Consider the following 14,365-nt stretch of genomic DNA (forward strand, 5'->3'; position numbering starts at 1 on the left):
CGCCGGGCATCAATTGAAAAAGTCCCTAAATCGAAAAGTCGCTTACTTCGTTTAAACGATACTAATGCGAATTATTATCGATAATGGAGCGGGGCAATGTCACACCGGGGAGCAGCAAAGGTTGGGCGGGGTTTGAAGCGTAACGGGGCACACTTGGGGATTGTGCTGGTATTGGGGTTGAGCCCCTTGGCACAGGCGATTGCCGCCGTGCAGTTGGGCAATGTCGAAATTGCCGGTGAGGACATCTCCGGCGATGTGACGTCGCCGGGCGTGACCAGCATCGGCAAGCTGCCGCTCAAGCTGCGTGAAACCCCGCAGTCAGTGAGTGTGATCGACCACGAGCGCATCGAGCAGCAAAACCTGTTCAGCCTCGACGAAGTGATGCAGCAGGCCACCGGCGTGACGGTGCAGCCGTTCCAGTTGCTGACCACCGCGTACTACGTGCGCGGCTTCAAGATCAACTCCTTCGAACTCGATGGCGTACCGGCGATGCTTGGTGAAACCGCCAGCTCGCCGCAGGACATGGCGGTGTACGAGCGCGTCGAGATCCTGCGTGGCTCCAACGGTTTGCTGCACGGCAGCGGCAACCCGGCGGCCACGGTCAACTTGGTGCGCAAGCGCCCGCAAAAGGAATTCGCCGCCAGCACCTTGCTCAGCGGCGGCAGTTGGGACCGCTACCGTGGCGAAGTGGATGTGGGCGGGCCGTTGACGCAAACCGGCAACGTGCGCGGGCGTGTGGTGGCGGCTTATGAGGACCGCGACTATTTTTACGACGTCGGCAAGCAAGACACGCAGTTGCTCTACGGCATCACCGAGTTCGACCTCAGCCCCGACACGCTGCTGACCTTGGGGGCGCAATACCAGACCATCGATTCGGTGACCAACATGGCCGGCGTGCCGATGGCCAAGGACGGTTCGAGCCTGAACCTGCCGCGCTCCACCTACCTGGATGTGGACTGGGACCGCTTCAAGTGGACCACGCGCCGGGTGTTCGGCTCCCTCGAGCAGCAACTCGATCACGACTGGAAAGCCAAGGTCGCGGCCGAATACCAGGACGCCGACTCCAGCCTGCGGTATGCCGGTGCCTATGGTGCCATCGACCCGCAAACCGGCGACGGTGCGAGCTTGATGAGCGGCGCGTACAAATTCAACAGCACCCAGAAGAGCGTGGATGCCTCGGTCAACGGCCCGTATTCGTTGTTCGGGCGCAGCCATGAGTTGCTGCTGGGCACCCATTACAGTCAGGGTGAGACCGAGCAGCACACCGCACCGTTCACCACGGCCCTGAATCTGCCGGTGAACGTGTATCGCTGGGACCCGAGCAGCGTGCCCAACCCCGGGATTGGCGCCTACACCTCGCCGGGTTCGACCACCACCACCTCCAAGGGCGTCTACGCGCTGACCCGCTACAAATTGTTCGACCCGTTGACGTTGGTGATCGGTGGCCGCGCCAGCTGGTGGGACCAGGACGCGCCGAAAAGCCACTTCACCCCTGGCCGCGAAATCACGCCGTATGGTGGCCTGATCTGGGACTTCGCGCAGAACTGGTCGTGGTACGCCAGCTACGCCGAGGTGTACCAGCCGCAGACCGGGCAAACCTGGAGCGGCGACCTGCTCAAGCCGGTCGAGGGCAAGACCTACGAAACCGGGATCAAGGGCGAGTTGGCCGATGGCCGCTTGAATGTGTCGCTGGCAGTCTTCCGTATCGACTTGGAAAACAACCCACAGGTGGACCCCGAGCACCCCGGTGCGGGGCCAAACACTTATTACATCAGTGGCGGCAAGGTGCGCAGCCAGGGCTTCGAGCTGGAAAGTACCGGCTATATCACCCCGCAGTGGAACGTCTCCGCCGGCTACACCTACACCACCACCGAGTACCTCAAGGACACCAACAACGCCTCGGGCGAACGCTATGCCGAGTTCACCCCGCGCCATATGGCGCGGATCTGGACCCAGTACGAATTGCCGTGGCAGGAGCAGCGCTGGAGCGTCGGCGCCGGTGTGCAGGCGCAAAGTGATTACAGCGCACAATCCGGCGCGGTGACGCTGGAGCAGGGCGGTTATGCCTTGCTGAATGCGCGGGTCGCCTACCGTATCGATGACCATTGGACGGCCTCAGTCAATGGCAACAACCTGGCGGATCGCAAGTACTACCAGAGCCTGTCCAACGTGAATTGGAACAACCGCTACGGCGAGCCGCGTAGCCTCAACATGACCTTGCGAGGCACGTTCTGATGCTTGGCCCCTGGCCGCTACGCATCAGCCTGGCATTGGCCGGCAGTGTGCTCAGCAGCTTGCAACTGGCGGTGTTGCTGGCGCGGCATTACCCGTGGGGCGGCGGGTTGGAGCGCCTGTATGCCGGGGTGTTCCTGGGTTTGGGCTTTCTGGTGACGGTGCTGTTGTGGTCGCTGCTAGCACCGGATCGCAAGCGGCTGGTGTTGCGCTCCAGTGCCTGGCTGCTGCTGTTTACGCCCTGGCTGCTGTGGGATGGAACTTGGTCATGATGGGCGCACCGAGGGCGCTTGTGCAGCGCGTGCACGCCGGGGTGGGTGGCGTGTTTGGCGTGGTGCTGTTTGTGATCCTGCTGAGCGGCGCGTGGAGCATGGCCCATGAAGACCTGCGCGCCTGGTTTCGCGGCCCGGCGGCGCTGGCGCAAGGCCCGGCGTTGCCGCTGGCGCAATGGCTGGATATCGCCGGTGAGCGTGGCCTGGGATTGGGTGAATTGCGCATTCGCCTGCCGGATCGCAGCCACTCGGTGGTCGAGCTGTGCGGGTCGCCCAAGGATTGCAGTGTCGCGTTGGACCCGGCCAATGGTCGTGAACTGGCGTCGGGCAACGCAGCTGACATCCTGTTCAACCTGCACAAAAGCCTGTTCATCGGCTTCCCCGGAAGGATTCTGGTCAGCCTGCTGGGCGTGGTGCTGTTGCTGATGATCTGGGCGGGCAGCGCATTGCACAGTGGGCGTTTGCAAGACCTCAAACGCCTGCGTCGTGACCGTGGTGCGCGGGTGTTCGCCCATGACTTGCATAGCCTGATCGGCCGCTGGTGCGGGCCGTGGCTGCTGTTGTTCGGCGTGACCGGCGCGCTGTCCGGCCTCGGCGCGCTGGGCACGCTGGGCTTGGCGGGGCAGGCGTTTCCAGGCGCGCCGCAGCAAGCCTTTATGCAGTTGCTGGGCGCACCGCCGCAGGTCAGCCCACAGGCGGGGGCGGCACCGGTTGATCTCGATCAGTTGCTGCGCCGGGACGCCGTCGCCCATCCGGGTTTCTTTGCGCAAAACCTCGCCTTGCACCACTGGGGCGAGCCGGGCGCGTGGGTGGAAGTCAGCGGCATCCAACAAGGCGTGCCCAGCACCGCCGTATTTGAACGCCACACCTATCGCGGCGATGACGGCCTCGCCTTGGGCACCAGCTGTGCCAGCGGTCGCGGCCTGTGGTTGCAGGCGTTCATTGCGGTACAGCCGCTGCACTTTGCCGACTACCGCTGGGTGCCGTATGCCGGGCCGCTGCTGCGTGCGGTGCATTTCGCCATGGCCTTGGCAGCGGCGGTGCTGGTGCTCAGCGGCGTGTACCTGTGGCTGGAACGCCGCCGCCTGAAGGCTGGCGCCGGTTGGCAGGTGCTGTTGCGCCTGGTGGTCGGTGGTGGCGGCGGCTTGCTGACGGCCACTGCCGTGTTGCTGTGCGCCGGGGCGCTGGGTATCGGCAACTGGGCGTGGTGGTTCTGGGGCGGTTGGCTTGCCAGCGTGTTGCTCGCGTGTGTCGTCCCGCCAAACCGTCAACCGCTGCACTTGTTGTTGGCCGTGGCGGGTTTGGCCTTTGTCGCGGCGAGTGTGCTGCACCTGGCGGGGAGCTTGAAGCACGGCAGCCTGCCGCTATGGCCGATTGATCTTGTGTTGTTGCTGTGTGGCGCCAGTGCCTTGTTGGCACTGCGCCGTTTGATTGCTTTTACGCGTGCGGCACGGGTTGCCGCCGCTAACGTTGCCTGAGGGGAGACTCGTATGTTGGATCTGTTGAAACATTGGCGCATGGTGTTGACCTTCGCCCTGTTGTACCTGTCCCAGGGCATTTGCTTCGGCATCGCGATGGACGCCTTGCCGACCCTGCTGCGCCATGATGGCGCCGCGCTGCATGCGCTGGCATTCCTGCCGTTGGTGGGCCTGCCGTGGGTGATCAAGTTCATCTGGGCGCCCCAGGTCGATAACCATTGGAGCCCGCGCCTGGGACGGCGGCGCAGCTGGATCATACCGATGCAGATTCTGGTTCTGCTGTGCATCGCCACCCTGGCGAGCATCGGCCTGAGTGTGGAAACCGCAGGCATCGCAGTGGGCTTGCTGATTGTCGCCTCGCTGGCCAGCGCCACCCAGGACATCGCCACCGACGGCATGGCCGCCGAGTACTTCACCGGCAACATGCTCGCGCGCATCAACGCCATTCAGGTCGGCGGCACCATGGTCGGCTTTTTTGTCGGCGGCGCCGGCACCTTGCTGCTCAGTGGCTACCTGGGGCAAACCACGGCATTCAGTGTGCTGGCGCTGGTGCCGTTGCTGAGTCTGGTGTGCGTCGGTTGGCTGCACGTCGCACCGGCCAAGGACAAACAGCCGGACGTGGCCCACGCCTCGTTGTGGCGGTTTATCAAACGGCCCAAGGCAGTCTCGCTGGTGGTGCTGGCCTTGCTGTCGGCAATGACCTCGGTCTCGGGGTTCGGCTTGTCCAAACTGTTCCTGAATGACGCCGGTTGGTCCCTACAGGCCATCGGCCAATTGGGCATGAGCGGCGGCATGGTCACTGTCGTGCTCGGCTGCGGCGGCGGCGCTTGGCTGATTCGCGTGCTGGGCCTGTGGCCGACCTTCATCCTGGCGGTGGGCATGGCTGGCGTGGCCGCACTGACCTGGCTGTTGCAAGCCACCGGCCTGCTTGCCACGCAGACTGGCTTGATCTGGCTGGCGGTGGGTTTGGGCTCGTTTGCCACCGGCGCCACGTCGGTGGTGATCATGACCGCGTCCATGGCCTTTGCCGCCCAAAGTGATCAGGCGGGCACGGACATGACGGCTGTGCAAAGCACGCGGGATTTGGGCGAGATGTTGTCTTCGACGTTGCTCGTTGGGTTGACGGCTCAGGCGGGGTATAGCGGTGGGTTTCTTGCGGGGGTTGTGATGGCGGTGTTGGCGTTGGGGGTGGCGTTGAATGTGTCGCGCCGAGGCCCGCGGGTGCAGGTGGCTGGCTGAACCGAACGTCTGCGACCCCTGTGCAGGTGGCATGAGCTAATGCCTTTGGGGGCAATGGTCGCTGGAGCCACCGAGGTTCACTGGCGGGGCTGAATGTTATAGACGCCGCGCCGATCCCCGGAGATCAGGTGCTCGCAGCGCTCGACCCTGGCGCTGTCGTCCATGGCGGCGCGGAATAGCTGCAGTTCTTGCTGCACTGCTGCTGAACCTTGAAACCAGAGTGCTGGGCGGGCGGACGATCGGGATCATCAACAACCACTTCATTGATTTGCCCAGCGCCATCGGTATCGACCGTGACAGCCCGTTCCGGTATTTACCGCTGGGGCAAACCGCCCAGGTGCCGAATATCTCACTGGATTCGATTGATAACGCAGCGACATTACTGACCCTTTCACATTGGTCATCGAACCACACACCAGCGCGTTATAAAGCCAACCTGTCAACGCAAAGTGCTTTCCACTGTCTGCGCGAAGGCGCTGGCGTGGACGGGGCGAGCATTGTCACCTGCGATCACTTTGACTTGGATGGGCTGGCCTCCATTTATGCGTTTCTGGCGCCTGCCAGCGCGCTGCGGCACCAGGAGTTGTTGATCGATGTAGCCAGGCTCGGCGACTTCTCCAGGGGCACGTCACCCCAGGCGCTGAGGACGGCTTTTACCTTTAACGCGCTGGCGGCACAGGCGAAGCCGCCCGGCACGCTCGATGCCGATACGGCCCTGTTGCAGATCTACAAAGCCGTTTTGCCGAACGTGGAGCACGTGCTGGAGCACACCGAACATTACGCGCATTGCTATCTTGAAGGCATGGATCACCTGGCGCGCAGTGAGCGCCTGTTGAGCCACCCCGACACGCGGCTGGTCGAATATGCGGCTATCGATCTGGCCGAGGTATTACCGCATCTGGCGATCACGGGCTTTGAGATCAACTGGCCTGGGCTGCAAACCGTCACGCGCAGCCCAGGGTTCGCGCAGTGCTTGAGGCGTTGATCGCAGGGCTGAGTTCGCTGGATGACGGCGACCGATGAGGAGGGTTGGCCAATTTCCGCATCGCTGGCTTCCGTCGGAAATTTCCTACGAGTCAAGGGGATGCTTCTCTCGCTGAGTCTGACCGCGACCCGCCACTATCAGCGTCTTCGCAGCTGCACAGTGATTGACGAGCATGGCCTACCCTCGCGTTTTGGTTTTGGAAACCCATCAATTTCAGCGCAGCGTTCTGATTAAGGTGCTCGACAAACTGGGCATGCCCGATGTCATTCAGGCAGGTGACACTGAACAGGCCATGGTCCTCATGCAGGAGGCGGGTGGGGTCGATATCGTGCTCTGCGATCTGGCTGATCGTGGCTACGACTGTCTGGAATTTCTGCGTATTGCCGGTCGGGTTGGCCTGGTGCAGGCGGTGGTCTTATGCGGTGAGCTGGGGCCGGAGCTGCGTCGCGCGCTGGTGCCGATGAGCACACTGTCTGGCTTGCAACTGCTGGGGGTCTTAAGGTCTCCGTTGCAATTATGGGCGTTGCGCAAAATGCTTTTACGCTATGCCTACCGCCGGTCTCCAGTGGTGTGCGCGCCACTGCAAAAAAACCTTCCCACTGAGGAGGAGATTCGCCGAGGCCTTGCCCTGGGAGAGTTTCGTGCCTGGTTCCAACCCAAGTTCTGGATGCGCACGGGGGCGCTGGCCGGCGTCGAGGCCTTGGTGCGCTGGTCACCGGCGCAGCCCAGGGCATCGGCCGGCGTGTCGCCGAACGTTTGCTGGAGGAGGGCGCCTGGCTGGTCGCGGTCGATCGCTCCGAGCTTGTGCATGAATTGCAGCAGGAGCGGGCGCTGATCCTCACCGCCGACCTGGAACAACACGCCGAGTGCGCACGGGTGATGGCCGCCGCCCAGGCGCGGTTCGGGCGTATCGACATTCTGGTCAACAACGTCGGCGGCACTATCTGGGCCAAACCCTTTGAACACTACGCCGTCGGTGAGATTGAAGCCGAAGTGCGCCGCTCGCTGTTCCCCACGCTGTGGTGCTGCCATTGCGTGTTGCCCTACATGCAGGAACAGGGCCGCGGCGCCATCGTCAATGTCTCGTCGGTGGCCACACGCGGGGTCAACCGCGTGCCCTATGGCGCGGCCAAGGGCGGGGTGAATGCCCTGACCGCCTGCCTGGCCCTGGAAACCGCCGGCAGTGGCATCCGCGTCAACGCCACCGCGCCCGGTGGCACCGAGGCACCGCCGCGCCGCATCCCGCGCAACAGCCAGCCGCAAAGCGAGCAGGAACGCGTGTGGTACCAACAGATTGTCGACCAGACCCTCGACAGCAGCCCGATGAAGCGCTACGGCAGCATCGACGAACAAGCCTGCGCGATTCTGTTTCTGGCCTCTGACGAGGCCTCCTATATCACCGGCGTGACGTTGCCGGTAGGCGGTGGCGACCTCGGCTGACCCGCTGTTCCTGCAGACACTGACTCACAAAAACAAAAAAGAGAGCACTGCCATGCGTACCCATGATGTTCATTCAATTATTGATAATGCGCCGTTCAACCGCTTCCACTGGCTGGTCGTGAGCCTGTGTGCCTTGCTGTTGATCTTTGACGGTTATGACTTGTTTATCTACGGCGTGGTGCTGCCGTCGATCATGCGCGAGTGGGGGCTGACCCCCTTGCAGGCCGGCGCGCTGGGCAGCTATGCGCTGTTCGGCATGATGTTTGGGGCGCTGATCTTCGGCACCCTGGCGGACCGCTTCGGGCGCAAGAAAGGCATCGTATTTTGCTTCGCGTTGTTCAGCATCGCCACGGTGATCAATGGCTTTGCCACAAGCCCCACCGAGTTCGGAATCTGGCGGTTTATCGCCGGGCTCGGCTGCGGCGGGTTGATGCCCAATGCGGCGGCGCTGATCAACGAATATGCGCCAAAAAAAGTGCGCAGCACCTTGATGGCCGTCATGTTCAGCGGTTATTCCCTGGGCGGGATGCTTGCAGCCAGCGTGGGGATTTTCATGCTGCCGAGCTATGGCTGGCAGTCGATGTTTTTTGTCGCGGTCATCCCGCTGCTGCTGTTGCCGCTGATTGTGTACTGGCTGCCCGAGTCCATCGGCTTTCTGATCCGCCAGGGCCGTGTGGATCAGGCACGGGCGCTGCTTAATCGGCTGTCGCCGGGCACTGTAATCAATGCCGAAGATGAACTGGTCGTCACCGACAGCAAAGGCAAAGGCGCCTCGGTGGTGGAGCTGTTCCGCCATGGTTTGGCCTTACGCACGGCGATGATATGGACTGCGTTTTTCTGCTGCCTGCTGATGGTCTACGCCCTGAGTTCGTGGCTGCCCAAGCTGATGGCCGGCGCCGGTTACAGCCTGGGGTCGAGCCTGTCGTTCCTGATTGCCCTGAACCTGGGCGGTATGGCCGGGGCGCTTGTCGGCGGTCGTTTGGGCGATCGGCTGAACCTAGTGAAAGTCGTGATCGGCTTCTTTATCGCCGCGGTGGTATCCATCAGCCTGCTGGGCATTAACAGCCCGATGCCGGTCCTGTACCTGCTGATCTTCGTCGCGGGCGCTACCACTATCGGCACGCAAATCCTGCTGTATGCCGGGGCGGCGCAGCTCTATGGCTTGTCGATTCGCGCCACCGGCTTGGGTTGGGCCTCCGGCATCGGGCGTAATGGCGCGATTGTCGGTCCGCTGCTGGGCGGCGCACTGATGGCGATCGAGTTGCCCCTGCAATTGAACTTCATGGTGTTTGCCATACCCGGTGCCATTGCCGCACTGGCGATGAGCGTATTCGCCCTGAACGAACGGCGCTCCATCGCGGCCTTGCCGGCCGCCCAGGCGCTGTGACCTCCCAAACCGTCGATAACAATAACTAAGAGCAACGACATGAACACACAACGTATCTGGCATGCCCTGTTGGGCGTGCCCCTTGCGGCGACGGCTGACGAGGGCGATTTTTTCAAGGATTCCACAGCCACCTTGCAGGCCCGTAACTACTACTTCAGCCGTGACTTCTCGGACATCGTCGGCGCCAACAAGCAATCCAGGGCCGAAGAGTGGGGCCAGGGTTTTATCCTGACCTACAAATCCGGCTATACCCCTGGGCCCGTGGGTTTTGGCCTGGATGCGCTGGGCACCCTGGGCCTCAAGCTCGACAGCAGCCCGGATCGGGCCAATACCGGCTTGCTGCCGGTCAAGGACGATGGCCGTGCCGCCGATGACTACAGCCGCCTCGGGCTGACCTTCAAGGCCCGCTTTTCTAAAACCGAATTGAAGGCCGGTGAATTACAGCCCAACCTGCCGGTGCTGGCCTTCAGTGACATCCGCCTGCTGCCGCCGAGTTACCAGGGGGTGAGTCTGAGCTCCAGCGAGATCAGCGGCCTCACGCTGCAGGCCGGGCACTTGACCACTACCAGCCTGCGCAATGAGGCCGGTGACGAGAAGATGATCGCCATGCTCGGCCATGTGCCGCAGCGCGGGGCCAAGAGTGACGCGTTCAACTATGTCGGCGGCGACTATGCCTTCAACGGCAATCGCACCAGCGTCAGCCTCTGGCATGGTCAGCTCAACGACATCTATGCCCAGAACTTTATCGGCCTCAAGCACAGCCAACCGGTAGGGGCTTGGGTGCTGGGCGCCAACCTGGGTTACTACGATGCGCAAGAGGAGGGCGACAAACTGCTCGGCAAAATCGACAACCAGGCGTTCTTCTCGTTGCTGTCGGCCAAGCGTGGCGGCCACACCTTCTATGTGGGTTATCAGGCGATGTACGGCGACAGCGCCTTCCCACGCGTGTTTGCCAATATCACGCCGCTGGGCAACGAGGTGCCCACCTACGAGTTCGCCTATACCGACGAGCGCTCCTGGCAGGTGCGCTACGACTACGACTTTGCGGCGCTGGGTATTGCGGGGTTGACGACCACGGTGCGCTATATCACCGGCGACAACGTGACCACCGGCGCGGGCTATGAGGGCAAGGACCGCGAGCGTGACCTCGAGATCGGTTATGCCGTGCAAAGTGGCGTATTGAGTGGCCTGGGTATTCGCGTACGCAATGTGATGGCGCGTTCCAACTACCGCAGCGACATCGATGAGAACCGGCTGATCCTCAGTTACACCTGGAAGCTGCTTTAAACGCCGCCCTGGCAAGTGCCCATCACCGTGTAGGTGACGGTGTGGCGGGCGCCCTGGCTATCGAGGTACACCAGGGTCGCCGGCTCCACTTGGCAACTGCCGGGTACCGCGGTGGTGGACACCACGTGCTGGATATCCAACGCCGGGCTGTCATTACCGCCGGCGGCAAAAGCGCCGGTGGCAGTGAAGAGCAAGATAAGGCTTAGAAATCTGATGTTCATGCTGTGGCCCTCTGTTCAGTAGGGTCCAGTGTAGTGGCTCCGGCGCGGGGTTAAAGCCGCGAACCGGTAAATAACTCGTACGTATTACGTAGCAATCAAGGTGCAACGCTGATGGATCTGCTCAATGGTATGCGGGTGTTTGCCCAGGTTGTCGACAGCGGCAGTTTTGCGTCGGCAGCAGAGGTGTTGGCGCTGTCCGGCGCGCAAGTGTCCCGCTTGATCTGCGACCTGGAACAGCATCTGCAAGCGCGCCTGCTGCAGCGCACAACCCGGCGCTTGCGCCTTACCGAGTCAGGCGAGCGTTTCCTACTGCGCTGCCGAGGCATTCTCGACGACATCAACGCCGCCACCGCCGAAGCCAGCGGCGCCCACCTCAACCCGCGCGGATGCTTGCGGGTGCACTGCATGAGCGGGCTGGGCGTACTGATCACGCCGTTGATCGCCCGTTACAGTGAGCACTACCCCGACGTGTCTATAGCGCTGACCCTTTCACAGCACAACCCGGACCCCCTTGAAGAAGGGCACGACGTGGTCATCTGCATCGCCCATGCGTTGCCGGATTCGGCCTTGGTCAGCCAGACGATCGGCCAGTTATTCAGCGTGACTTGCGCAGCCCCCGGCTACCTGGCCAAACACGGCGTGCCCGAGCATCCGCTTGAGCTGCTGCAGCACCGGCGCCTGCATTTAAGAGACTTTCAGGAGGACGAATGGCTGTTCCCGGGCGAAGCGGGCGACATTGCCATTGCGCCCGGCACCACCTTCAAAACCAACGTCGCCGACGCCATGGTCAAGGCGACACAAGAGGGCATGGGCATCAGCCTGTTACCGTTTTTCAGCGCCCACGCAGCCTTGCAGGACGGTTCGCTGGTGCGGTTGCTGCCGGCTTACAAACTGCGCGAACGGCGTATTTTCGCAGTGTACCCGTCGCGGCGGTTTCTGGATGCCAAGGTACGCACCTGGGTGGAGTGGTTACGCGAGCAACTGCCGGTGCTGTTGGGCGATTACGCCGAGGATTTTTAGAGGCTGTCGGGGTCGCCAAAAAACATTTTGACTTGGCTCTAGGGCGGTGGTTTCAGTTTGAAAGAATCTTTATATGCCCCCAATTTTGCCCCCACTCAGACGGCATACATGAACGATCACGAAGCCGAAGTAAGTCGCCGCCCGGGTGGCGTCCATATATAGGAACCGCTCGAACAGCGTCTGTATTGCTGCGACGAGCTCGTCCAGCCCGATGAAGAACACTGCTTCGAACTAGAGCCCCTTGATGTGTTGAACATCGAAAACCCGGATATCGAATTGGTTACCCAATGACTGGTCATCGCACAGGGGACTGCGAGCAAACTTCTGCTCTCTAGCTTCTCGGTAGGCGCTTCTGAGACGGGTTCGCTTGCTTCATAAATTCAAGTCCTCGACACCACCTACCTATTTTTGAGCATCACCGCAATCTCGCGTACCTATCCGCACTGTGCCATTTGACGTTAAAGTGCCAGTACACGAGAAGTTTATTGCAAGGATGCTGTTCAAATGGTTTTACCGGATCAACCTAAAAGCCTTATTTTTGACCTGGAAGTCGTCCCCGGCAAACCCAATCAAACTGACCGCATATTCATGGTTGGTGCGATGCGTCCCGATACGGAAGAGGAGCTTGAGCATAAGGTCAACAAGGACCTGCCTGCAGTGCTTGAGGCCCTTGATCGCTTAGGGCAGGGCGCTAGTTTTGTACTTGGTCATAACGTTATCGACCATGACTTACCCATACTTCTAGAGCAAGCTGCGCATCTGGCATTACACCAGTTGCCGGTGATAGACACCCTACGCCTATCGCCTTTAGCCTTTCCACAAAACCCGTATCACCGGCTGGTTAAAGACTACAAACTCATTCGTGACAGCCTCAACTCACCACTGTCCGATTGCCGCTCAACCTTGACACTGTTCAATGAACAGCGGCGGGCGTTCGAAGACCTGAGTATTAAGCTCCAATCAGAACTGCTCTGCTACCAAGCGCTGCTCGCTCCAATGCCAAATAGCGACCTGGGGGCGTTCTTTACCTCGATCACTGGTCAGGAGCCTAGATCCCTCACAGAACTTCGTCACCTGATTCCAGAGCTACTTAGGGAAACTGACCCAACGTTGACGCGTACTTCCAAGGTTTGCAGTAAACGACTGAACCAGTTGTTGCAAAGCGACCTCATGGACGACAGCCAGCGTTGGCCACTTGCTTATGCGCTGGCCTGGCTGCGCGTGTCGGGCGGCAACTCGGTTCTGGCACCCTGGGTGCGCCACCAATTTCCTGCAACCGGTAAGTTGATTGCTGAACTGCGTGACGTTCCCTGCGGGGAAAGCCACTGCGACTATTGCAGCACCACTCATGATCCTCGCCACGAGCTCAGGCGTTACTTCGCTCCCATTCAGGACTTTCGGACCGAACCAGACGGGCGCTCCTTACAGCATGACGTGGTGTTGGCAGGCATGCAGGGCAAGCACGTGCTCGCGATTCTTGCAACAGGGGGCGGAAAATCCTTGTGCTACCAGTTACCGGCGCTGAACCGCTTTCACCGCAACGGCAGCTTGACGATCATCATCTCGCCGCTGCAGTCGCTGATGAAAGATCAGGTCGACGGCCTACTGGCTCGTAACGTCCAATGCGCTGCAACTTTGAATGGTCTGTTGACCATGCCTGAGCGGGCCGAGGTGCTGGAGAAGATCCAATTAGGCGATGTGGGCATTCTGCTGGTATCCCCCGAGCAGTTTCGCAATATAGCTTTTCGCCGCGCGATCTCCCAGCGTCAGGTCGGCGCCTGGATCTTCGATGAGGCGCATTGCTTGTCCAAATGGGGCGCAGATTTTCGCCCGGATTACCTCTATGTCTCACGCTTCATCAAGCAGTTCTCTGGTGACGGTCCGCTCGCGGCGATTGGCTGCTTTACGGCTACGGCCAAACCTGATGTGCTTGAGGACATCGAACAGCATTTCAAAGAGCAGTTGGGCATCACCTTCAAGCATTTTATCGGTACCCACGAGCGTACCAATCTGCACTTCGAGGTCCTGCCGTGTTCTCGGTCAGAAAAGCGCCACCATACTCAGACGTTACTTGAGGAAGAGCTAGGCGCCAGCGAGGGTGGCGCGGTGATATTCGTTTCAAGCCGAAAAGGCGCTGAAGAGCTTGCAGGCTTTTTGATCGGGCACGGATGGGCTTGCAAGTACTTCCACGCCGGGCTGGAGCCACATGAAAAGAAAGATATTCAGGACTCCTTCAAGGGCGGGGAACTGAAAATTATCGTGGCTACCAACGCTTTTGGCATGGGCGTCGACAAACCCGATATTCGCCTGGTGATACATGCTGATATTCCGGGATCGCTGGAGAACTACTTACAAGAAGCCGGTCGCGCCGGTCGCGATCAAGGGCAGGCGCGGTGCGTGCTTCTGTATGACGCTCAGGACATCGAAAACCAGTTCGGGATGTGCGAAGGTTCGAAACTGACCCTGCGTGATATCCAGCAAATCCTGCGCAAATTGCGCAAGGAGAGTGACCGACGCAAGGGCAGCAGGCTCGTCATCACGGCCGGTGAGGTATTGATGGATGAGCATGTTGATACTAGCTTTGAAGCCGGAGAACGTGATGCTGAAACCAAGGTGGTCACGGCAGTGTCCTGGCTAGAGCGAGGGCAGTTTTTAAAAAGGGAGGAGAACCAGACCCAAATCTTTCCGGCAAGCCTGAAGCTGACTAAGGAGGAGGCCGATAAGCGTCTGGCCACCGCTAACTTATCGGCCAGGCGGCTCGAAGAATTCAGGGCCATTTTGAGATATCTGTACGAGGCTAATGC

General features: G+C 60.8%; 12 protein-coding genes. 11 read left to right on the forward strand and 1 reads right to left on the reverse strand.

Features of this window, described 5'->3' with window-relative positions:
* The first annotated feature begins 132 nt into the window (after positions 1–132).
* From ACI77I_RS12000 to ACI77I_RS12040, 9 genes are all read left to right on the forward strand, one after another.
* Entirely contained in the window at positions 133–2,235 is a 2,103-nt protein-coding gene (locus ACI77I_RS12000; protein ID WP_406997613.1) for a TonB-dependent siderophore receptor, read from the forward strand.
* Entirely contained in the window at positions 2,235–2,504 is a 270-nt protein-coding gene (locus ACI77I_RS12005; RefSeq protein WP_094951148.1) for a hypothetical protein, read from the forward strand. The genes ACI77I_RS12000 and ACI77I_RS12005 overlap by 1 nt, the downstream gene beginning before the upstream one ends.
* On the forward strand, positions 2,501–3,982 hold the full coding sequence (locus tag ACI77I_RS12010; protein ID WP_406997614.1) for a PepSY-associated TM helix domain-containing protein: 1,482 nt from the start codon (positions 2,501–2,503) through the stop codon (positions 3,980–3,982). Before ACI77I_RS12005 ends, ACI77I_RS12010 begins: the two co-directional genes overlap by 4 nt.
* A gap of 12 nt (positions 3,983–3,994) precedes the next feature.
* Positions 3,995–5,221, forward strand: coding sequence for a RhtX/FptX family siderophore transporter (locus tag ACI77I_RS12015; protein ID WP_406997615.1), 1,227 nt, complete (start codon positions 3,995–3,997; stop codon positions 5,219–5,221).
* Between the two features lie 220 nt (positions 5,222–5,441).
* Entirely contained in the window at positions 5,442–6,206 is a 765-nt protein-coding gene (locus tag ACI77I_RS12020) for a DUF6687 family protein (RefSeq protein ID WP_406997617.1), read from the forward strand.
* 172 nt (positions 6,207–6,378) lie between these two features.
* Positions 6,379–7,041: a hypothetical protein gene (locus tag ACI77I_RS12025; protein WP_406997618.1), complete on the forward strand. Its 663-nt coding sequence runs from the start codon at positions 6,379–6,381 to the stop codon at positions 7,039–7,041.
* A complete protein-coding gene (locus ACI77I_RS12030) occupies positions 6,939–7,646 on the forward strand; it encodes a 1,6-dihydroxycyclohexa-2,4-diene-1-carboxylate dehydrogenase (RefSeq protein WP_406997622.1) in 708 nt (235 codons plus the stop codon). The genes ACI77I_RS12025 and ACI77I_RS12030 overlap by 103 nt, the downstream gene beginning before the upstream one ends.
* Positions 7,647–7,698: 52 nt before the next feature.
* Complete coding sequence (locus tag ACI77I_RS12035) at positions 7,699–9,033, forward strand: MFS transporter (RefSeq protein ID WP_406997619.1); 1,335 nt, start codon at positions 7,699–7,701, stop codon at positions 9,031–9,033.
* 39 nt (positions 9,034–9,072) lie between these two features.
* The gene (locus tag ACI77I_RS12040) at positions 9,073–10,320 is read left to right on the forward strand and encodes an OprD family porin (protein ID WP_094953138.1); all 1,248 of its coding nucleotides are present in this window, start codon (positions 9,073–9,075) and stop codon (positions 10,318–10,320) included.
* Here the strand turns inward: ACI77I_RS12040 and ACI77I_RS12045 are convergent.
* A complete protein-coding gene (locus tag ACI77I_RS12045) occupies positions 10,317–10,541 on the reverse strand; it encodes a DUF2790 domain-containing protein (protein WP_094953140.1) in 225 nt (74 codons plus the stop codon). The genes ACI77I_RS12040 and ACI77I_RS12045 overlap by 4 nt on opposite strands.
* Positions 10,542–10,652: 111 nt before the next feature.
* Here ACI77I_RS12045 and ACI77I_RS12050 point away from each other — a divergent pair, with 111 nt between their 5' ends.
* Positions 10,653–11,561 (forward strand): LysR family transcriptional regulator, encoded by a 909-nt coding sequence (locus tag ACI77I_RS12050; RefSeq protein WP_406997620.1) that lies wholly within the window; start codon positions 10,653–10,655, stop codon positions 11,559–11,561.
* 504 nt (positions 11,562–12,065) lie between these two features.
* Positions 12,066–14,365, forward strand: a 2,300-nt coding sequence (locus ACI77I_RS12055) for a RecQ family ATP-dependent DNA helicase (RefSeq protein ID WP_406997621.1), incomplete at its 3' end; no start/stop codon positions are given.

The sequence above is a fragment of the Pseudomonas sp. D47 genome, assembly GCF_045447305.1.
In the GTDB taxonomy this organism is placed as follows: domain Bacteria; phylum Pseudomonadota; class Gammaproteobacteria; order Pseudomonadales; family Pseudomonadaceae; genus Aquipseudomonas.